At 65.9% G+C, this 19,084-nt stretch carries 19 protein-coding genes; 7 read left to right on the forward strand and 12 right to left on the reverse strand.

The window, feature by feature from the left end:
* Window positions 1–257 precede the first annotated feature (257 nt).
* The 3 genes from ABE485_RS19820 to bioD are packed head-to-tail and all read left to right on the forward strand — an operon-like array spanning window position 258 to window position 3,534.
* Window positions 258–1,442, forward strand: coding sequence for an aminotransferase class I/II-fold pyridoxal phosphate-dependent enzyme (locus ABE485_RS19820; protein ID WP_346517036.1), 1,185 nt, complete (start codon window positions 258–260; stop codon window positions 1,440–1,442).
* The gene (locus ABE485_RS19825; protein ID WP_346516977.1) at window positions 1,439–2,107 is read left to right on the forward strand and encodes an alpha/beta fold hydrolase; all 669 of its coding nucleotides are present in this window, start codon (window positions 1,439–1,441) and stop codon (window positions 2,105–2,107) included. Before ABE485_RS19820 ends, ABE485_RS19825 begins: the two co-directional genes overlap by 4 nt.
* On the forward strand, window positions 2,104–3,534 hold the full coding sequence (gene bioD, locus ABE485_RS19830; RefSeq protein ID WP_346516978.1) for a dethiobiotin synthase: 1,431 nt from the start codon (window positions 2,104–2,106) through the stop codon (window positions 3,532–3,534). Before ABE485_RS19825 ends, bioD begins: the two co-directional genes overlap by 4 nt.
* Before the next feature lie 46 nt (window positions 3,535–3,580).
* On the opposite strand, the gene ABE485_RS19835 is transcribed toward bioD, so the two are convergent.
* The 3 genes from ABE485_RS19835 to ABE485_RS19845 are packed head-to-tail and all read right to left on the reverse strand — an operon-like array spanning window position 3,581 to window position 6,687.
* Window positions 3,581–4,774, reverse strand: coding sequence for a CaiB/BaiF CoA transferase family protein (locus tag ABE485_RS19835; protein ID WP_346516979.1), 1,194 nt, complete (start codon window positions 4,772–4,774; stop codon window positions 3,581–3,583).
* Window positions 4,774–5,655, reverse strand: coding sequence for an HpcH/HpaI aldolase/citrate lyase family protein (locus ABE485_RS19840; protein ID WP_346516980.1), 882 nt, complete (start codon window positions 5,653–5,655; stop codon window positions 4,774–4,776). The genes ABE485_RS19835 and ABE485_RS19840 overlap by 1 nt, the downstream gene beginning before the upstream one ends.
* Window positions 5,656–5,691: 36 nt before the next feature.
* Window positions 5,692–6,687 carry a tripartite tricarboxylate transporter substrate binding protein gene (locus ABE485_RS19845; protein WP_346516981.1) on the reverse strand — a complete coding sequence of 332 codons (996 nt, stop codon included), beginning with the start codon at window positions 6,685–6,687 and terminating at the stop codon, window positions 5,692–5,694.
* Window positions 6,688–6,830: 143 nt separating this feature from the next.
* Between ABE485_RS19845 and ABE485_RS19850 the strand changes: the two genes are divergently transcribed.
* A complete protein-coding gene (locus ABE485_RS19850) occupies window positions 6,831–7,688 on the forward strand; it encodes a LysR family transcriptional regulator (RefSeq protein ID WP_346516982.1) in 858 nt (285 codons plus the stop codon).
* 13 nt (window positions 7,689–7,701) lie between these two features.
* Here ABE485_RS19850 and ABE485_RS19855 read toward each other — a convergent pair whose 3' ends face one another.
* Window positions 7,702–8,586 (reverse strand): LysR family transcriptional regulator, encoded by an 885-nt coding sequence (locus tag ABE485_RS19855; protein WP_346517037.1) that lies wholly within the window; start codon window positions 8,584–8,586, stop codon window positions 7,702–7,704.
* Window positions 8,587–8,693: 107 nt separating this feature from the next.
* Between ABE485_RS19855 and ABE485_RS19860 the strand changes: the two genes are divergently transcribed.
* Window positions 8,694–9,740, forward strand: a complete 1,047-nt coding sequence (locus ABE485_RS19860; protein ID WP_346516983.1) for an NAD(P)-dependent alcohol dehydrogenase — start codon at window positions 8,694–8,696, stop codon at window positions 9,738–9,740.
* A 117-nt stretch (window positions 9,741–9,857) separates the two neighbouring features.
* On the opposite strand, the gene ABE485_RS19865 is transcribed toward ABE485_RS19860, so the two are convergent.
* The 7 genes from ABE485_RS19865 to ABE485_RS19895 form a co-directional block, all read right to left on the reverse strand.
* Window positions 9,858–10,820, reverse strand: coding sequence for a Bug family tripartite tricarboxylate transporter substrate binding protein (locus ABE485_RS19865; RefSeq protein ID WP_346516984.1), 963 nt, complete (start codon window positions 10,818–10,820; stop codon window positions 9,858–9,860).
* Between the two features lie 160 nt (window positions 10,821–10,980).
* A complete protein-coding gene (locus ABE485_RS19870; protein ID WP_346516985.1) occupies window positions 10,981–11,907 on the reverse strand; it encodes an NAD(P)-dependent oxidoreductase in 927 nt (308 codons plus the stop codon).
* Window positions 11,904–12,224 carry a 2Fe-2S iron-sulfur cluster-binding protein gene (locus ABE485_RS19875; RefSeq protein WP_346516986.1) on the reverse strand — a complete coding sequence of 107 codons (321 nt, stop codon included), beginning with the start codon at window positions 12,222–12,224 and terminating at the stop codon, window positions 11,904–11,906. Before ABE485_RS19875 ends, ABE485_RS19870 begins: the two co-directional genes overlap by 4 nt.
* Window positions 12,215–13,480, reverse strand: a complete 1,266-nt coding sequence (locus tag ABE485_RS19880; RefSeq protein ID WP_346516987.1) for an NAD(P)/FAD-dependent oxidoreductase — start codon at window positions 13,478–13,480, stop codon at window positions 12,215–12,217. The genes ABE485_RS19875 and ABE485_RS19880 overlap by 10 nt, the downstream gene beginning before the upstream one ends.
* 55 nt (window positions 13,481–13,535) lie before the next feature.
* Entirely contained in the window at window positions 13,536–13,937 is a 402-nt protein-coding gene (locus tag ABE485_RS19885; RefSeq protein ID WP_346516988.1) for a carboxymuconolactone decarboxylase family protein, read from the reverse strand.
* A gap of 22 nt (window positions 13,938–13,959) precedes the next feature.
* Window positions 13,960–14,313, reverse strand: coding sequence for a Rieske (2Fe-2S) protein (locus ABE485_RS19890; RefSeq protein WP_346516989.1), 354 nt, complete (start codon window positions 14,311–14,313; stop codon window positions 13,960–13,962).
* 22 nt (window positions 14,314–14,335) lie between these two features.
* Window positions 14,336–15,400 (reverse strand): amidohydrolase family protein, encoded by a 1,065-nt coding sequence (locus ABE485_RS19895; protein WP_346516990.1) that lies wholly within the window; start codon window positions 15,398–15,400, stop codon window positions 14,336–14,338.
* 166 nt (window positions 15,401–15,566) lie between these two features.
* Here ABE485_RS19895 and ABE485_RS19900 point away from each other — a divergent pair, with 166 nt between their 5' ends.
* Entirely contained in the window at window positions 15,567–16,454 is an 888-nt protein-coding gene (locus tag ABE485_RS19900; RefSeq protein WP_346516991.1) for a LysR family transcriptional regulator, read from the forward strand.
* A 131-nt stretch (window positions 16,455–16,585) separates the two neighbouring features.
* Here the strand turns inward: ABE485_RS19900 and aceA are convergent, their stop codons facing one another.
* A complete protein-coding gene (gene aceA, locus ABE485_RS19905; protein WP_346516992.1) occupies window positions 16,586–17,905 on the reverse strand; it encodes an isocitrate lyase in 1,320 nt (439 codons plus the stop codon).
* A 323-nt stretch (window positions 17,906–18,228) separates the two neighbouring features.
* On the opposite strand from aceA, the gene queF reads away from it, so the two are divergent.
* Window positions 18,229–19,053, forward strand: coding sequence for an NADPH-dependent 7-cyano-7-deazaguanine reductase QueF (queF, locus tag ABE485_RS19910; protein WP_346516993.1), 825 nt, complete (start codon window positions 18,229–18,231; stop codon window positions 19,051–19,053).
* The last annotated feature ends 31 nt before the right edge of the window (window positions 19,054–19,084 follow it).

The following is a 19,084-nucleotide window of genomic DNA, read 5'->3' on the forward strand; positions in this document are numbered from 1 at the left end:
CATCTGGGCATAGGGACGCCAGCTATGGGGTGGGCCCTGGGCCACCCAGTCGGGCGCGTGCCTGATTCACCTCTCGAAAAACCGGCGGCGCGCCGCCCGCCGCGCGCCATCCCTGGCCGGCAACGGGGCGCTTGCCCGCCTCCACTACAATGGCCCGCATTCTACGGCCTGGCGCGGGCGCCCCCCGCGCCGCGGCCTGTTGCCGCCGCGAGCGGCCGGCCGGTCCCGGGCCGCTGCCGGGTTTCTTGATGTAATAGCTGGATTCGCTTTTTTCCTCCGAGCAGGCGCTCGCCGACACGCGCCGCGCGCGCCGCCGCCTGCGCACCGCCTCTTCCGCGCCGGCCGGGCGCATCGTGCTGAACGGCTCCCCCGTCCTGAACTTTTCCAGCAACGATTACCTGGGGCTGTCCCGCCACCCTCTGCTGGTCGAGCGCGCCCGCGAATGGGCCGCGCGCCACGGCGCGGGCGCCCAGGCCTCGCGCCTGGTCTGCGGCAACCTGGACCTGCACGAGCAGGTCGAGGCCAAGCTGGCTCGCTTGAAAGGCACGCAAGCCGCCCTGGTGCTGGCGTCGGGCTGGCAAACCAACGCGGCGGTGCTGCCCGCCCTGCTGCGCGCGGCCGCCGGCCGGGGCGACGTGGAGGTCTACGCCGACAAGCTCAATCACGCGAGCCTGCATCATGGCTGCCAGGCGGCGGGCGTGCGGCAGATCCGCTTCCGCCACAACGACCTGGACCACCTGGAGCGCCTGCTGGCGGCCAGGGCGGAAACGCCGCCCGCCGACGGCCGGCCCGTTTCGCGGTTCATCATCACGGAAAGCGTGTTCAGCATGGACGGGGACCGCACCGACGTGGTCCGGCTGGCCGACCTGGCGGACCGCCACGGCGCCTTTGTCTACCTGGACGAAGCGCACGCCACCGGCGTGCTGGGCCCCCACGGCATGGGCCTGGCCGGCCTGGCTCCCGGCCGTATCGACCTGGCCATGGGCACCTTCAGCAAGGCGCTGGGCGGGTTCGGCGCCTACGTCGCCGGATCGCGCGCGATGTGCGATTTCCTGGTGAACGCCTGCTCGGGCTTCATCTACACCACGGCGCTGCCTCCGGCCGTGCTGGGGGCCATGGACGCGGCGCTGGACCTGGCGCCCACCCTGGACGCCGAACGCGCCCGGCTGGCGGCAAGCGGCGACCGGCTGCGCGGCGCGCTGCGGGGCCTGGGCCTGGACACCGGCGCGTCGTCCACCCAGATCGTGCCTGCCATCGTGGGCGACGAGGCCCGCGCGCTGGATATCGCCGCGGCGCTGGAGCAGCGCGGCCTGCTGGCCGTGGCGATCCGGCCGCCCACCGTGCCCGCGGGCACCAGCCGGCTGCGCATCGCGCTCAGTGCCGCGCACCGCGACGCCGACATATCGCAACTGATAGACGGCCTTGCCGCCGTGCTGGCATGACGGATCACGCACCCGCGCGCCCCACGCTGCTGTTCGTCCACGGCTGGGCATTCGACGCCGCTTTCTGGACGCCGCTGCGCGCCGAACTGGCCGATTGGCCGCAAGCCGTCTCGGACGCCGGCTACTTCGGCCCCCCACGGCATCCCGAACTTGCCGGCCCGGTCATCGCCGTCGGCCATTCGCTGGGCGTGCTGCGCCTCTTGCGTGAACTGCCGTCCGGCTGCGCAGGCCTGGTGTCGATCAATGGATTCCCGCGATTTGGGGCCGCACCCGATTACGCGGGCGTGCCGGCGCGCATGCTGGACCGCATGCTCAAGCGCCTGTCCGAGTCCCCCCTCGCCGTCGTGCGGGAATTCCGCCAGCGCTGCGGCGACGAATCGGAATTCGCCGAGCCCCGGCTTGCGGCCCTTGGCCGCGACCTGGAAGCGTTGCGCGACGAAGACCAGCGCGCCGCCCTGGCCGCGCTGCCCGTACCGTTGCTCGGGCTCGCGGGCGAGGCCGATCCCATCGTTTCCGCCGCGATGACGCGGGCCGCCTTCGCGGGGCATCCAGGCCAGGACATTCACTGGCGGGAACAGGGCGGGCATCTGCTGCCCGTCTCGGACACGGCCTGGTGCGCAAGCCGGATCCGCGACTTCGCCGACCGCCTGGCGCGCGACGCATGACCGCGCGCAACGCCCGGATCGGCGCCCGCTTCGGCGCCGCCGCCGCCCGCTATGAAGACCACGCGGCCATCCAGCGCATCGCGGCCGAGCGGCTTGCCGGCGACATCGCCCTGCTGCCTCTGCCGCCGCGCCCGCGCATCCTGGAGATCGGCTGCGGCACGGGCCTGCTGACGCAGGCCCTGGCCCGCCGGCTGGGGCCGGCGGACTGGACGGTGACGGATATCTCTCCCGGCATGCTGGCCGCCGCCAGGCGCGGCCCCGCCCTGCCCGGCCAAGCCCGCTACCAGGCGCTGGACGGCGAATACCCGGAGGGGCTCGAAGGCGGCTACGACCTGATCTGTTCCAGCCTGGCCGTCCAGTGGGTCACCGACCTGACCGCCGGGCTGGCCCGGCTGGCCGGCCTGCTGGCGCCCGGCGGCCACCTGGCGGTGGCCACGCTGGCGGCGGACACCTTCGCCGAGTGGCGCGACGCCCATCGGGCAGCCGGCCTGGCGGCCGCCACGCCCCCTTATCCGCCCCTGCGGGCCATCCGTCCGGCCATGGCCGATCTGGCGGGTGGCGTACGCGGCGAACGGCTGATACAAGATCATCCTGACGGCCTGCATTTCCTGCGCGGCCTGAAGGGCATCGGCGCCACCACGCCCGCGCCCGGCCGCCCGCCGCTCGGCGCGGCCGAGCTGCGCCGCGTCCTGGCCGCATTTGACGAACAAGGAGCCACGGTGACGTATCACCTGGCCTACGGTATGTGGAAGAAAACCATGCAACGGCCCAATGGCGTTTTCGTGACCGGCACCGACACCGGCATCGGCAAGACCCTGGTGTCGGCGATCCTGGCGCGCGCCGGGACCGCCGACAACTGGAAGCCGGTGCCGACCGGCGTGGCGGAAGAACCCGGCGACACCGACACCGTCGCGCAACTGGCCCAGTTGCCGCCCGAGCGCCTGCACCTGCCCGCCTACGTGCTGCAGGCGCCCCTGTCGCCGTGGGCGGCCGCCACGCTCGAAGACACCGTGGTCGACGCCACCAGCATCGTGCCGCCCGCGACGCGCGCCCCGCTGATCGTGGAAGGCGCCGGCGGCCTGTACGTGCCCATCGACGACACGCACATGATGATCGACCTGATCGCGCGGCTGGGCATGCCGGTGGTGCTGGCGGCGCGCAGCGGACTGGGCACCATCAACCACACCCTGCTCAGCCTGGAAGCGCTCAAGCGGCGCGGCATCCCGGTGCTGGGCGTGGTCATGAGCGGACCGCCGTCGGCGGGCAACAAGGAAGCGATCGAGCGCTTCGGCGGCGTGCGCGTGCTGGCCGAGATCGCGCCCCTGCCCCGGGTGGATGCCGCGGCCGTGGACGCGCTGGCCCAGGGCATCCCGCCGCTGGCCGAGTGCCTGGCGGCGCTGGATGGCGCGCCGGCCGAGGCGGGTTAAGGCCTGACCGCCGGTTCCGGACCGCGCCGCCGCGGACAGCCGGCCCTCAGCCCAGCACCCCTTTCTGGCGCAGCGTCTCCAACTGCGCGGCGGATACCCCCGCCTCTTCCAGCACCTGCTCGCTGTGCTCGCCAAACGCCGGCGCGGCGCGCGGCACGGCCGGCCGGGTGCGGCCGAACTTGATGGCCTGGGCGAAGCCCCGATAGCTGCCCACCACCGGATGCGCGAACGTCGAGATCAGGTCTTCGGCCTGCGCCTGCGGGAAATCGAACATGTCCTCGACGCCGCGCGCGGCGGCGCAGGGCACCTCTTCCCCGAACCAGGCCTCCCATTCCAGCGCGCTGCGCGCGCGCAGCGCCTCGTGCAGGCGCGGCACGATCTCGTCGCGGCGCTCGGCGCGCTTGCGCACCGAGTCGTAACGCTCGTCGGCCGCCAGTTCCTGCAGGCCGGTCTTGGCGCACAGGGCCTGCCAAAAATGCGGCGTGTTCGCGGAGATGTACAGATGGCCGTCGCCGGTGGGATGGATGCCGGTGATGCCGCCCGAACGCATGTCGCGCCCGACCTCGCGGGGTTCGCCCTCGGCCCACACCAGCCGCGCCGACTGCAGCGCCAGCGCGCTGCGCAGCAGGGACACGCCCACGAACTGGCCGCGCCCGCTGCGCTCGCGTTCATACAGCGCGGAGGCGACGCCCGCGGCCACCATGGACGATGCGTAATAGTCCACGATGGACCCGTACAGGATCTCGGGCGGGCCTTCGGCCTTGCCCTGCAGCGCGCACATGCCCGTCATCGTCTGCAGCACCTGGTCGTAGCCCGCCTTGTCCTTTAGCGGTCCGCTTTCACCATAGCCGCTGACCGCGCAATAGATCAGCCGGGGATTGATCTCGGCCAGCTGCTCGTACGCGATGCCCAGCCGCCCCGGCACGCTGGGGCGGAAGTTGTGCACCAGCACGTCCGCCTGGCGCGCCAGTTCGTGCAGCGCGGCCAGCCCCTCGGGCTGCTTCAGGTCCAGCGCCAGGCCGCGCTTGCCCCGGTTCACGCCCAGGAATGCGCGGCTTTCGGCCTCCAGCGTCGACGGATATTTGCGCAGGTTGTCGCCGCCGGGCGGCTCGACCTTGATGACGTCGGCGCCTTGGTCCGCCAGCAGCGCGCAGCCGTAGGGGCCGGCGATGTAGGCGCTCAGGTCCAGCACGCGGACCCCGGCCAGGGGGCCGCCCCGGGTTTGCGTCGCGGCCGTCATCACTGCGCTCCCTGCGCGCCCGCAAGGCCCAGTCCCGCAGCCGCGCGCACGATGGCTTCGGCGCGGCGCAGGAAGGGGCCGTCGATCATGCGCCCGTCCACCACGAACGCCGCGACGCCCTGCGCGTCGGCGTCGCGCGCCGCCCGCACCACGCGCTGCGCGTGGGCGATCTCTTCGTCGGTCGGCCGGAACGCGGCATTGGCCAGCGGCACCTGGCGGGGATGGATGCAGCTCTTGCCCAGGTAGCCGAGCCGGCGCGCCAGTTCGGCCTCGGCCCGGTAGCCGGCTTCGTCCTCGATGTTGGCAAAGGCCGAGTCATAGGCGAACACGCCTGCCTCGGCCGCGGCCATGCGCAGCGCGAACATCGCCTGGTGCACCGCCGCCGGTTCGCGCCGGGCGATGCCGGCGGGCTCGAACAGGTCGCCCAAGCCAAGCTGCAGGCCGGCCACCGCCGGATGCGCCGCCGCCAGGCTGGCTGCCCGGCGCAACGCGCGCGGCGACTCGATGTTCAGCAGCAGGCCCACCGGCTGGCGCACGCCGTTGGCGCTGCACGCCTGCTCGACCGCGGCGGCGGCTGCCACCACGTCGGCCTCGGTCTCCGCCTTGGGCAGGTTCACCAGGTGCAGGCCCTCGCGCACCACCGCCCGCACATCGTCATGGAAATGGCCGGAATCCAGCGCGTTGACGCGCACGATCAGGGTCTTGCCCGACGCGGCGGCCTGCGGCGTGGCCAGCATGCGGGCCAGGTGGTCGCGGGCCTCGTCCTTGCGCGTGGGCGCCACCGCGTCCTCCAGGTCGAAAGACAGGGCGTCGGCCGGGCCGGCCAGCGCCTTGTCGAACAGTTCGGGACGCGATCCGGGTACGAACAGCTTGCTTCTCATGCTTGGACTCTTGGAGTTGGGGTTGCGGCGGCGGGCTTACTGGATGGAGATGTTGCGGTCGCGCGCCACCTGCTTCCACTTGGCGGCGTCGGACTGGACCAGTTCGGCGAACTGCGGCACGGTCAATTCGGCCGGCACCGCGCTTTCCTCGGCGAACATGGCGCGCATCTTCTGGTCGTTGACGATGGCGCGGATCTCGGCGTTCAGCTTGTCCACCAGCGGCGCGGGCGTGCCGGCGGGCGCCAGGACGCCCCACCACAGCTCCACCGAATAGCCCGGCTGGCCTTCGCCGATGGTGGGCAGCGCCGGATAGAACTGGGACCGTTCGGGCGAGGTCACGGCCAGCACGCGCAGGCGGCCGCCCTTGAGCAGCGATGCGGTGGACGCGAAACTGCCGATGACAAAGTCCACCCGCCCACCCGCCAGGTCGTTCAGGGCATGCGACATCCCCTTGTACGGCACGTGCGTGAACGACGTTTTTTCGCCGCCCGCCAGGATTTCGCTGGCCATCTGGTTGACCGAGCCCAGCCCCGCGCTGCCGTAGGTCAGCTTGCCCGGTTCCTTGCGGCCCGCGGCCAGCAGGTCGGCCATCGACTGATAAGGCGAATCCTTGCCCACGACCAGCGCCATCGGCGACCGCGCCAGCATCGCCACCGGCGCGAAGCTGCGCACCACGTCGTACTTCAGGTTGGTCTGCACGGCGGCGTTGGTGGTCAGCGTGGACGAGGACAGCATCAGCACCGACCCGTCCTTGGGCGCGCGGGCCACATATTCCGCGCCGATCGCGCCGCCCGCGCCCGGGCGGTTCTCGACGATGATGGTCGACGCCAGCCGTTCGCCCAGCTTCTCGGCCAGCACCCGCGCAAATACGTCGTTGCTGCCGCCCGGCGGGAACGGCACCACCATCGTGATGGCCGACGGCACGGCCGGGGCGGCCGGCTGGGCCGCGGCGGGCGCGGCGAAGGCAAGCGCCGCGCTCATCGCCAGCGCCGGCAGCAGGACGGCGCGCACGCCGGTCAGGGTATTGATCATGGCCTGTCTCCTCTTTTCCGGTCTGTCCGCCATGCCGCGCATGTCCGAGTCCAGCCGGTTTTCGTTTTGTCCGAGGCAAATGCTAGGCCTGGCCCCTGGTGATATAAAGCGAGGATTCTTAAAACACTACATGAGGATTTCTGATGAAGATCGAATCCTTCCGGACCCTCAACGCCGTGCTGCGCGGAGGCAGCTTCGCGGCCGGCGCGGCCGACATGAACCTGTCGCCCAGCGCGGTCAGCCTGCAGATGAAGCAGATGGAGGAATACTTCGGGCAGCCGCTGTTCGACCGCTCCGCGCTGCAGGTGCGGCCCAATGCCTTCGCGGCGGAAGTCGACGCGGTGCTGCAGGAAGCGCTGGCGCGCCTGGACGAGCTGCGGCGCCGCAGCACGCCGGCCGTCGAGGGGCGCGTGCGGCTGGGCACCATCGAGCCGCTGCAGGTGACCCTGCTGCCGCCGCTGCTGCGCAAGCTGCGCGAACGCTATCCGCTCCTGGATGTGCGGCTGGTGCGGGGCCGCGCCACCGAACTGACCGAAAAACTCAAGCAGGGCGAGATCGACGCCGCCATCATCACCCAGCCGGAGACCGGCGGCTCCAGCCGCCTGTCATGGACGCCGCTGTTCCGCGAGACGCTGGTGCTGATCGCCCCGCCCGACTCGCGCGAAACACGCATTGCCGAACTGTTCCAGCAGTACGAATGGATCCGCTTCGACAAGACCACCATCGGCGGGCGGCTGGCGGCGCGCTACGTGGGTCAGCATGCGCCGCACGCGCGCTGCCGCATCGAAATGCAGTCGCTGGCGGCCCTGACGGCGCTGGTGTCCGCCGGCCTGGGCGTGTGCGTGCTGCCCGAGCCCGGACCCAACCTGCTCAATGTGCATCCGGTGCGCGTGCTCTCGCTGGGCAAGCAGGCGCCCTACCGGCAGATCTCGTTCGTGTGCCGCCAGACCGACCAGGAAAACCGGCTGGTCCAGGCCTTGCTGGAAGGCGCCCGGCCGTAAAGAGCCGGCGGACTCACTGCCTGGCCATGTCGATGAAGGCCCGCAGCGCGGACGACACGCGCCGCTGCCGCGGGTAGTACAGCATGAAGCCGGGAATCGTCGGGCACCAGTCCTCCAGCATCCGCACCAGCCTGCCTGATTCCAGCAACCCGGTCACATAGGCTTCCGGCACGCAGCCGATGCCGATGCCGTCGACCGCCGCGCGCACTTCCGCGTGCACGTCGCTCAGGGCGATGCGGCCCGGCACGTCGATTTCGAGCGGCACGCCGTCCTTCTCGAATTCCCACTTGTAGTAGCGACCGCTGGGAAAGCGGTAGCGGACGCATTCGTGCCGCATCAGGTCCGTGGGATGCCGCGGCGGCTCGCGTCCGTGCAGATAGTCGGGGGACGCCACCACCACGGAGCGCAGCGGCGGGCCGATGGGCACCGCCACCATGTCCTCGGGCACGGCCTCCAGCAGCCGCACGCCCGCGTCAAAGCCCGAGCCGACGATATCGACGAAGCTGTCGTCCTCGCCGATCTCCAGGCGGATGTCCGGAAACGCCGCCAGGAACCGCGCCGCCATGGGCATCAGCAACAGGTACGACGCCGCGCGCGAGGTATTGATGCGCAGCGTGCCGGAGGCCGAGCCGCGGAAATGGTTCATTTCTTCAAGCGCGTCGCCCAGTTCGTGCAGCACCGGCTGCAGCCGTTCGGCCAGGCGCTGGCCGGCGTCGGTCAGCGCCACGCTGCGGGTGGTGCGGTTGAACAGGTTCACGCCCAGCCGTTCTTCCAGATTGCGGATCGCGTAGCTGACGGCCGAGGTCGACAGGCCCAGCTCCTCGCCGGCCTTGCGGAAACTGCCCAGGCGGGCGACGGCCGAGAAGGCGGCAAGGTGGGAGAGATTGTCGGGCGGCATCATTATCAAAGAAAATTCAATAAATCATGCCGAAATTCTAGCTTGAACTGAGGGCAGCCCCAGGACTATTGTGAACGCCTGCTCAACAAACCCCATCAGAGGCCGTCATGATCCAAGCCCGAGGCTACGCCGCCCACAGTTCCGATACTCCCCTGGTCCCCTTCAGCTTCACCCGCCGCGAACCGGGCGACGACGATGTGCTGATCGACATCCTCTACAGCGGCATCTGCCATTCCGACCTGCACCAGGCGCGCGGAGACTGGGGCAATTCCATGTACCCCATGGTGCCCGGCCATGAAATCATCGGCCGCGTCGCGAAGGTGGGCAAGAACGTCGCCAGGTTCAAGGTGGGCGACTACGCCGGCGTCGGCTGCATGGTCGATTCCTGCCGCCACTGCAAGGCCTGCCGCCTGAACCTGGAGCAATACTGCGAAGAAAACGCCACGCTGACCTACAACGACAAGGAACGCGGCAGCGACCAGCTCACCTTTGGCGGCTACTCGGACCGCATCGTGGTGCAGGAACATTTTGCCGTGAAGGTGTCGGACAAGCTGGACCTGAAGGCCGTCGCGCCGCTGCTGTGCGCCGGCATCACCACCTATTCGCCGCTGCGCCACTGGAAGGTCGGCCCGGGCAAGAAGGTGGGCGTCATCGGACTGGGCGGCCTGGGCCACATGGGCGTCAAGTTCGCGCACGCCATGGGCGCGCACGTGGTGATGATCACCACATCAGCCGACAAGGCCCGCGACGCCAAACGCCTGGGCGCGGACGACGTGCTGGTGTCGCGCGATGCCGACGCGATGGCGGCCCATGCCGGCACCTTCGACTTCCTGCTGAACACCGTGCCCGTCAGCCATGACGTGAATCCGTACATGGCGCTGCTGGCGCTGGACGGCACCATGGCGCTGGTGGGCGCGCTGACGCCGCTGGACCCGATCCCCGGCGCCAACCTGATCATGGGCCGCAAGTCGCTGGCCGGATCGGCGATCGGCGGCATGGCGGAAACGCAGGAAATGATGGACTTCTGCGCGGAACACGGGATCGTCAGCGACGTGGAGATCGTGCCGATCCAGTCGGTCAACGAGGCCTACGAACGCCTGTTGAAGAACGACGTGAAGTACCGCTTTGTCATCGACATGGCCTCGCTGAACTAAGGCAAGCTTTTCGCCACCCTTAAGACCGCCGTCGTCGGCCAAGGACGCATCTATCTCGACCGTTTCTGGAACGGCTTGCCTCGAGGCCCTTGCCTGCCAGCCGGAGGAAGTGGCGCCCTAATCGACGCGCGCACCGGCCTGCGTGACCACTGCGCGCCATTTCTCGCTATCGCTGGCTAGACGGTGTTTGAATTCGCTCGGCGTGGATTGCAGCGGTGTCGCGCCTTGCTTGCTGAAGCTTCCTGCCACTTCGGGGTCCTTCAGCAGGGCTGCGACATCGGTGTTGATCTTGTCGACGATTTCCTCAGGCGTGCCGGCCGGCGCGAACAGACCGAACCACGGATTGACGTCGAAGCCCGGAAATCCCGCTTCGGCGATCGTGGGCAGTTCCGGCAACTGTGTCGCGCGGGCTGCGCTGGTGACCGCTAGCGCCCGGACCGAATGGGCGGAAATCTGCGGCGCTATCGATGGATAACTCGTGAACACCGCATCGATCCGTTTTCCCAGAAGATCCGTCATTGCGGCGCCTGCTCCTTTGTAGGGAACATGCGTCAGCCGGGTGCCTGTCGAAAGATTGACCATCTCACCAAGCAAATGATTGACCGAGCCGTTGCCCGCGGAGCCAAAGGTCATCCCGGTTGTCGTCTTCGCCAATGCCACGAACTCCTGGAACGTGGTCGCCTTCACGTCATTGTTGACGACAAGAACGAACGGGACGGTAGCAACGGTCGCGACGGGAACGAAGTCCTTGATCGGGTCGTAGCTCAGTTTCCTGTAGAGGCTTGCGTTGATAGCCTGAGTTCCCTCGTAGGAAAGCAAAAGCGTGTAGCCGTCAGGAGCCGCCTTGGACACGGCGCCCAGGCCGATGTTGCCGCCGGCGCCCGCGCGGTTCTCCACCACCACCGGCTGCCCCGATATACCGGCAAGCTTCTCGGCAAGAATACGGGCGAGGACGTCTGAAGCGCCGCCCGGCGACTGCGGCACGATCAGCGTGACCTGGTTTTGCGGGAATTTTGTCTCGGCAATTGCTCCGCCACAGACGGTCATACCTAGAGCCAGAATGGCGCAAATCGGCTTCATGTCAGTCTCCTTAAGTGGACGCTTCTTCGCGGCGCTCTACACGGCTGCCTGCGATACGGTTGGCTTAGCTCATGCCAGGAAAACCTGATTCAATGGTTCACCCCGTTCTGTTGCGGCGCGCGGGCGTGGACGCGCAGAAAGCGGTATCGGCTGCGGCTCCTCAGCCCTTGATCTCCACGCCGACTTCCTCCTCGATGAAAAGCGCGACCGCGGAATGGTCCATGTTTCCCCTTCCGCTCGCGGCCACGAGATCCCACAACGTCCGAACGGCGTGCGTGACGCGGGCAGGCGCTCCGGATTGAATCGACATGTCGAGCGCCACACCCACATCCTTCGCCATGAGGTCGACTGAAAATCCAGGCGCAAAACGGCGGGACAGCACCTGTTGCGGGAATTTCGTTTCGCTCGCCGCGCTTCGGCCGCTACCCGCGTTGATCACGTCCAGCAGCCGTTGCGCATCCACCCCCATCTTCACGCCAACCGCCAGCGCTTCGGACGTGATGGCAAGCGTTGTGGCGGTGATGAGGTTGTTCAGCGCTTTGGCCACGTGACCCGCGCCGACATCGCCCACATGCACAATCGCCGACGCGAGATCACGCAGTATTGGCGTCGACCTGTGCAGGTCGCGTTCGGTTGCGCCAACCATGATCGTCAAGGCCCCCTGCTCGGCTTTTGCAACCCCGCCGCTTACTGGCGCGTCCATCATATGTACGCCAAGCTTGGCCAGCGCCGCTTCGATCTCGCGCGTCACCTCAGGAATCGAGGTGGTCATATCGACGACGAGACTGCCGGGGCGTAGACCTGCTGCGAGTCCGTCGCGTCCCAACGCGACCGCACGCACGACGGCTGCATTTGGCAGGACCGTGAGCACAACGTCATGATCAGCGGCCAATGACGGAAGCGCGTTGTAAGCCACGGCCCCTTCGTCAACCAGCGCCTGCATTCGCTGCATGTCCGCGTCATGGACGCCGACAATGCGACCGCACGCCAAGAGGCGCTTGGCGATGCGCCCACCCATCTGCCCCAGGCCCACCACCGCGACACGTTCGTCTATGCTCGTCGCTTGTTGCTGATGGCTGTTCTTCATGCCTGCGCCTCCGGAAGACGGATGAGAAATCCATCCATCTGCTCTGTGACCTTGATCTGACAGGTCAGGCGCGACGAGCTATCGCGCATGTAGGCAAAATCCAGCATGTCACGCTCCACGCTATCCGCCGGCTCGATACGGCCGCACCAGGCCGCGCTGACGTAACCATGGCAGGTGGCGCAGGAACAAGCACCGCCGCAATCCGCATCGATGCCGCGCACGCCGTTCTGAACGGCGGCCTCCATGACAGACTGGCCGACAGCCGCATTGACACGGTTCTCCCGTCCGTCCGGCTCGATAAAGATGATCACTGGCATCGTTGGCTGCTCTTTCGTTGATGGTTTGTCTCTGCCGCGGATTGCGTGCGGACCACGGAAAGCGGCAGTTCAGGATTGCCAATGTCATCCGACATGGGACTGAGGCCTGAAGCAAGCCACTGACGGGCCGTCATGAAGGCCTTCGGATCGTTGATGGCGTCGACAGCAAGGAGCGAGTCCCGCTCGTAGTACCAGACCGACAAAGACATGTCGGACGCCTGCCGCACAATCACATGCGTGTAGCCAGCGTTCAGGCCGGCGATCTGGAGTTTGGTGGTGTACTGTTCAGACCAGAACCAAGGCGTGGGAAAGCCATCAACAGACATTCCGCAAATCGACCTCGCGACGAGTTCCGCCGTATCGACGGCATTCTGGACAGACTCGAGTCGAATTCGCTTGTCCTGACGAGCGAAATTTGCGCAGTCTCCCGCGGCATAAATTGCGGGATCCTGGGTCCGGCCCTGCTCATCGACAAGGATCCCGTTGTCGACAGGCAATCCGGCGGCGCAGGCCAATGCTGTCTGGGGCGCCACGCCGATGCCGGATACCAGCACGTCGACGGCGACTTCCGATTGGTCCGTCAGGCGAACTTTGCTGACGCGCCCATCTTCATACTCGACGTCCGCGATTCTGACTCCCGTGCGGATGGCAACCCCTTGCGATTCGTGCAGATTCCGGAACCACTCGGCCGTCGGTTCTGCCGCAACGCGCCCTAAAACTTGTCGATCTCTTTCTATTATCGTGACGCGCATGCCAAGCGTTCTCGCGACGGCTGCCAGCTCCAGGCCGACATATCCCGCCCCCACAAGCAGCAGGGACTGACCCGGCACGAGGGCTGATCGCAGGCGCTCAGCGTCCTCCAGGGTGCGAAAGCCGTATGCGTTTGTGCCGTCGCCCCCATGGGACGTTTCCAGTCGACGCGGCTGCGCCCCCGTGCAAAGCACCAGAGCGCCGAATTCCAAGACCTGACCATCCGAGAGGTGCACGCGTCTGCCCGCGCGATCGATCGAGAGCGCTGAACGCCCTCTCAAAAGACGAATCCGTTCGCTTGCATAAAGATCAATATGCCGGATGTGCAAGCGCTCGGCAGTCGCAGTACCCGTCAAGAACTTCTTGGACAAGGGCGGCCGGTGGTAAGGAGTCTCTGGTTCGGCGCCCACCAGCGTGATGTCGCCCTTGTGACCCAACGCGCGCAGCTTGAAGGCCGTGGCGACGCCGGCTTGGCCTGCTCCGACGATGACAACCGGATCGTTCATGCCAACCTCCAGCGTCCGATAGAAGCGCTTCGCCACTGCCCCTTGAGATTCGTGCTCATACGCCGCCCTCCCCGTCGAGTTCAGTGAAGACCTCCTGAGCTATCTTGAAGCTGTCGATGGCTGTAGGAACGCCGCAGTACGCCGCGATCTGCAGGAACGCTTCTCGCAGTTCCTCGCGGGTCCAGCCGTTGTTGATGGCGCCACGCACATGCGCTTTCATCTCGTTGGGGCGGCCCTGGGACGCGACCATGCCTAGGTTCAGCAATGAACGCTCCTTGCGACTCAGGCCCGGCCGGTTCCAGATTTCGTCCCAGCAGTACTCGGTGACAAACACCTGCATGGGCCAGTTGTAGTCCGTGGCACCGTCCAGCGCTTTTTCGACGTAGCGGTCACCCAGCACGGCCCGACGCGTCTCCAGGCCGCGCTCGAACTTCTCCGACATTTCTCGCTTCTTCATGTAAGCCTCGCTGACGGGAACATCAGACGTCGATATATACGTATCCGTCTCGAACATAGGCTGGATAGGTCTTGACCCGGCTGTCGCTGACGCCGAAGAGGCAGTTTCCGGTTGCCAGGTCGAATTCCCAGCCGTGCCACGGGCACTTCAAGACCTGTCCCTCCATTCCGTACTGATAATTGCCAGCGCAGGAAGTCGGAAGCATCGTGCCCTCGACGGTGCCCATCGCAAGCGGCGCTCGCTTGTGCGGGCACATGTTCTTGACTGCGTAGACCTTCTCGCCGACTCTGAAGACGCCAATCGGCCGGCCCCCGACGTCCACGGTCAGCCCGTCGTTCTCGGGAATGTCATTCAAACTGGCTGCTTTATGCTCCATGACCCGCCCTCCCTTTCTCGGTTTATGCCAGGCCGAAGAGTTCGGCTGCGTTGTCGTAAAAGATGCGGTCTTTCATTCCGGCTGGCAGTCTCTGGAACGTCGTCTGGGGATAATCAGTGTCCCAGTGGGGATAGTCCGTGCTGAACAGAATCGTCCGATCCGCATGCACCATTTCCAGGATCTGGAGCAGATACTCGTCCTTCTCCGGCTCTTCCAGCGGCTGGCTCGTGAACCGCACTCGATCCAATACATATTTGCTCGGCTCTTGCTCGAGCCACGGCACTTCCCGCCGGAATTGCCGCCAGTTCTGGTCGAATCGCCATAGCATGTGGGGAACCCATCCGAAACCAAATTCGGCGGCAAGCACCTTCAGACCGGGAAATCGGACAAATACGCCTTCGAAGAGCATGCTGGAAATATTGCCCATCGCGATCTGCGGAAAACAGGAATGGCGCTCGATATAAGTGCTGGGTACGCCACCAGCGAAGTGGACGCTGGTCTGGAAGGCGCCTTCCGTGCCGGTAGGGTGCAGCAGGATCGGTAAGCCCAAGTCTTGAGCCGCCTCGTAAATCGGGTAGTAGTACGGATTTCCCATCAGAATATTGACCAGTGGCATGTAAACCGCCACGACGTCGCTTCGCCCGCCGACGCGTCGAATCTCTGCCGCCGCTTCCTTGGGATCATGGGCTGCAACGCACATCGCCAGGCGGTAGCGATCATCCACACCCAGCCATTGGTCGATGAAGTAGTCGTTGAAAGCGCGGGCCAGCATGACCGCTTCGCCCGAGTTGGGAAGCGATACAAGCTTGCCGGCCTGGATCGAGGATAGGATCGCGTAGTGGATGTCGAGCTTGTCCAAGTGGTCTTGGGCCAGGAAGCGCGGGTCCGATCCACCGATGCCGCCACTGGGAGTGGTCGCGTCGCGACGAATCGAGGTAGCGCCTGCCAGCGGGGGCCGCAGGGGATGGTCAGGCAAAATGGCGCGCTTTCCTTCAAAACGCATCTGCCAGCTCTTGCTCATGTAAGGCTTGAGCCCTTCGATATCGCCCGGCACCCAGGGGTGAACGTCTGAATCGATGATTTTCATGCTGTAGTCCTTCACTGTTGACGCGAGGCCCAAAGGGCGAGATATGCGACAGACAAATGCTAAGGACGCGCGAGCATTCGGAGAATCTTGAATATCCCGCAGGGGGTATCGGTCAAACCGAACGCCGGCTAAGATGATCATCGAGCCTGTCTTAGCACGAGATCCAATGCACTTCGAGCTATCTGACTTACGCGTATTCATTCAGGTTGCGGAATCGCCGAGCGTCACTCAGGGCGCCCGCCGAGCCAACTTGTCCACTGCGGCAACGAGCGCCAGGATCAAGTCCCTCGAGACACAGCTAGGCGCCAGACTGTTGTATCGCGACAGCCGCGGCGTGACCCTGACTCCAGCCGGCGAGAGACTTCTGAAACACGCACGCGTCCTGATGCGTCAGGTGGCCTGCATAAAAGAGGAGTTTTCCGATTACGGCGGCGATCTCGTCGGCCATATTCGAATCTTCGCCAACACCACTGCGGTCACCGAGTTTCTGCCTGAGGTGCTCGCGGGATTCATGGCGGAGCACCCGGCCGTCACGGTTGACCTGCAGGAACGCCTTTCACGCGATATTGTCCGCGGCGTCCTCGAGGGCGCTGCAGAGCTGGGGCTTATTGCCGGACCGGTCGATGCTCAAGGTCTTGAAGTCATTCCCTACAGCATGGACAGATTGGTGCTGGTGTTGCCGCAAGGCCATGCACTTGCGCAGATGGCGTCGGTGCGTCTGGCCGATACGCTCGAATTCCCTCACATCACCTATCACCAGGGCAGCACACTATTCGACCTCGTGACAAGGCAAGTACAGCGATTGGGCCGAACCCTTCCATTGCGCATCCAGCTGTCAAGCTATGAGGCCATCTGCCGGATGATAGAAAGCGGCGTCGGCATCGGGATCATTCCAGAATCCGCTGCGCAACGGCATCAGCGCACCATGCGCCTCACGACATTGCCGCTGGCCGAGGATTGGAGTATTCGGGAGCGAAGCGTGCTGGTACACGAGCTCGACGCGATGCCCGGCTGCGTGCGGAAACTGGTGCAGTTGTTTGTGAGCCCGCAATAGCCTGACGCTTAGCTTGGTCAGCCCGCAGCCGCGAACGATGGAACGTTAAACGCCAAAAAAAAGGGTGCCCGCAGGCACCCCGAATCCACCCTACAACAGCACCTGCAACTACAACTGCAAAAACTTTCTCGTTACGCCGCCTTCTGCGACTTGCCGTGTTCGAACTGCGCTTCCTCGGTGGAGCCGGTCAGCGCGGTGGTCGACGACTTGCCGCCCTCGATCGTCTGGGTCACGGCGTCGAAGTAGCCCGTGCCCACTTCGCGCTGGTGCTTCACGGCGGTGAAGCCCAGTTCGGCAGCGGCGAATTCCTTCTGCTGCAGTTCCACGAAGGCGCTCATCTGGCGGCGGGCATAGCCGTGGGCCAGTTCGAACATGCCGTAGTTCAGCGCATGGAAACCGGCCAGCGTGATGAACTGGAACTTGTAGCCCATGGCGCCCAGCTCGCGCTGGAACTTGGCGATGGTGCCGTCGTCCAGGTTCTTCTTCCAGTTGAAGGACGGCGAGCAGTTGTAGGCCAGCAGCTTGCCCGGGAACTGGCGATGGATGGCGTCCGCGAACTTGCGGGCGTATTCCAGGTTGGGCGTGGACGTTTCGCACCAGATCAGGTCGGCGTACGGCGCATAGGCCAGGCCGCGCGAGATGGCCTGGTCGATGCCGGCGCGAGTGCGGAAGAAGCCTTCGACGGTGCGTTCGCCGGTGATGAAGGGACGGTCGTTTTCGTCGACGTCGCTGGTCACCAGGTCGGCGGCGTCGGCGTCGGTGCGCGCCAGCAGCACGGTGGGCGTGCCCATCGTGTCGGCGGCCAGGCGGGCCGACACCAGCTTGGCGACGGCTTCGCGGGTCGGCACCAGCACCTTGCCACCCATGTGGCCGCACTTCTTCACGGAGGCGAGCTGGTCTTCGAAGTGCACGCCCGAGGCGCCGGCCTCGATCATGGCCTTCATCAGTTCATAGGCGTTGAGCACGCCGCCGAAGCCGGCTTCGGCGTCCGCCACGATGGGCGCGAAAAAGTCGATGTAGCCTTCGTCGCCGGGGTTCTTGCCTTCCATCCACTGGATCTGGTCGCAGCGGGTCAGCGAGTTGTTGATGCGGCGGACCACCTGCGGCACCGAGTTGGCGGGGTACAGCGACTGGTCGGGGTACATTTCGCCGGCCAGGTTGGCGTCGCCGGCGACCTGCCAGCCGGACAGGTAGATGGCCTTCAGGCCGGCCTTGACCTGCTGCATGGCCTGGTTGCCGGTCAGGGCGCCCAGCGAATTCACGAAAGGCTCGCTATGCAGCAGTTCCCACAGGCGGGTGGCGCCGCGGCGGGCCAGCGTGTGTTCGACGCCGATCGAGCCGCGCAGGCGGATGACGTCTTCGGCGCTGTAGTCGCGCTTGATGCCCTGCCAGCGGGTGTTTTCGGCCCAATCTTTCTGCAGATTGCGGATTTCGGTTTCGCGAGTGCTCATTGTGATGCTCCTGGTCAGTGATGAGAGAACTTCAAAAGATTCGCGTCTTGCGTTGCGTGAATCGTTGGACAAAGTCTATGCCTCTGCTGCGGAGCAATGTGAGCCCAGGTCTTATACAAGACAAAAATTATTATTCATATAAATCAATTGTTTATAGAATCAATTTCGTATAGTGAAACGCCATTATCATCTGTGAAATGCCCTCGCGCTGCTGCGCAGCAGGCACTTTCACATGACGAGGGTTACATTTCACAGTGTGGAAAATTGGCGATTTTGGCAAGGCCTACAATGCCGGCATCCATCCCGTTTTCGATGACTCAGTTATGACCCTGTCTCACGGCCCGCTCGGGCAGAGCGTGGCGTACGCCTCGCAATACGACCCCTCGCTGCTCTTTCCCATCGCGCGCTCGCACAACCGCGCGGCGCTCAATCTCAGCGCCGACAACCTGCCCTTCAGGGGCGTAGACCTGTGGAACGCCTACGAGCTGTCGTGGCTGGACGCCAAGGGCAAGCCGCGGGTGGCCATGGCCACGTTCTCGGTGCCGGCCGACAGCCCCAACATCATCGAGTCCAAGTCGTTCAAGCTGTACCTGAATTCGTTCAACCAGACCCGCCTGGTCAACTCCGCCGCGCTGCGCGGCCGGCTGGAGCGCGACCTGAGCGCGGCCGCGGGCGCGCCGGTCGGCCTGGATTTCTTTTTGCCGCAGCGCTTTTCCGAATTGCAGATGGGCGAGCTGGACGGCATCTACATCGACAAGCTGGATATCGAGATCGACACGTACGAGCCCGCGCCCGAGCTGCTGCGCACCCGGCCGGGCGACGTGGTCGAAGAGACCCTGGCGTCGCGCCTGTTGAAGTCGAACTGCCCCGTGACGGGCCAGCCCGATTGGGCGACGGTGCAGATCCGCTACCGCGGCGCGCCGATAGACCGCGAATCGCTGCTGCGCTACGTGGTGTCGTTCCGCCAGCATGCGGAATTCCACGAGCACTGCGTCGAGCGGATCTTCAGCGACATCATGGCCGCCTGCGGCCCCGAACAGCTGACCGTATACGCGCGCTACACGCGCCGCGGCGGCCTGGACATCAATCCGTGGCGCAGCAACTTCGAATCCGCGCCGCCCGCGGACATGCGCACCGTCCGCCAGTAATGGAATGAAAGCGGCCGCCCCTGGGGCGGCC

This window comes from Achromobacter spanius, from assembly GCF_039673305.1.
GTDB lineage: Bacteria > Pseudomonadota > Gammaproteobacteria > Burkholderiales > Burkholderiaceae_B > Achromobacter > Achromobacter spanius_F.

Excerpts from the sequence above, each read along its gene's own strand:
- ABE485_RS19825 (WP_346516977.1), top strand. The coding sequence starts at position 1,439 with ATGACGGATCACGCACCCGCGCGCCCCACGCTGCTGTTCGTCCACGGC.
- bioD (WP_346516978.1), top strand. The coding sequence starts at position 2,104 with ATGACCGCGCGCAACGCCCGGATCGGCGCCCGCTTCGGCGCCGCCGCC.
- ABE485_RS19835 (WP_346516979.1), bottom strand. The coding sequence starts at position 4,774 with ATGACGGCCGCGACGCAAACCCGGGGCGGCCCCCTGGCCGGGGTCCGC.
- ABE485_RS19840 (WP_346516980.1), bottom strand. The coding sequence starts at position 5,655 with ATGAGAAGCAAGCTGTTCGTACCCGGATCGCGTCCCGAACTGTTCGAC.
- ABE485_RS19845 (WP_346516981.1), bottom strand. The coding sequence starts at position 6,687 with ATGATCAATACCCTGACCGGCGTGCGCGCCGTCCTGCTGCCGGCGCTG.
- ABE485_RS19850 (WP_346516982.1), top strand. The coding sequence starts at position 6,831 with ATGAAGATCGAATCCTTCCGGACCCTCAACGCCGTGCTGCGCGGAGGC.
- ABE485_RS19855 (WP_346517037.1), bottom strand. The coding sequence starts at position 8,586 with ATGCCGCCCGACAATCTCTCCCACCTTGCCGCCTTCTCGGCCGTCGCC.
- ABE485_RS19860 (WP_346516983.1), top strand. The coding sequence starts at position 8,694 with ATGATCCAAGCCCGAGGCTACGCCGCCCACAGTTCCGATACTCCCCTG.
- ABE485_RS19865 (WP_346516984.1), bottom strand. The coding sequence starts at position 10,820 with ATGAAGCCGATTTGCGCCATTCTGGCTCTAGGTATGACCGTCTGTGGC.
- ABE485_RS19870 (WP_346516985.1), bottom strand. The coding sequence starts at position 11,907 with ATGAAGAACAGCCATCAGCAACAAGCGACGAGCATAGACGAACGTGTC.
- ABE485_RS19875 (WP_346516986.1), bottom strand. The coding sequence starts at position 12,224 with ATGCCAGTGATCATCTTTATCGAGCCGGACGGACGGGAGAACCGTGTC.
- ABE485_RS19880 (WP_346516987.1), bottom strand. The coding sequence starts at position 13,480 with ATGAACGATCCGGTTGTCATCGTCGGAGCAGGCCAAGCCGGCGTCGCC.
- ABE485_RS19885 (WP_346516988.1), bottom strand. The coding sequence starts at position 13,937 with ATGAAGAAGCGAGAAATGTCGGAGAAGTTCGAGCGCGGCCTGGAGACG.
- ABE485_RS19890 (WP_346516989.1), bottom strand. The coding sequence starts at position 14,313 with ATGGAGCATAAAGCAGCCAGTTTGAATGACATTCCCGAGAACGACGGG.
- ABE485_RS19895 (WP_346516990.1), bottom strand. The coding sequence starts at position 15,400 with ATGAAAATCATCGATTCAGACGTTCACCCCTGGGTGCCGGGCGATATC.
- ABE485_RS19900 (WP_346516991.1), top strand. The coding sequence starts at position 15,567 with ATGCACTTCGAGCTATCTGACTTACGCGTATTCATTCAGGTTGCGGAA.
- aceA (WP_346516992.1), bottom strand. The coding sequence starts at position 17,905 with ATGAGCACTCGCGAAACCGAAATCCGCAATCTGCAGAAAGATTGGGCC.
- queF (WP_346516993.1), top strand. The coding sequence starts at position 18,229 with ATGACCCTGTCTCACGGCCCGCTCGGGCAGAGCGTGGCGTACGCCTCG.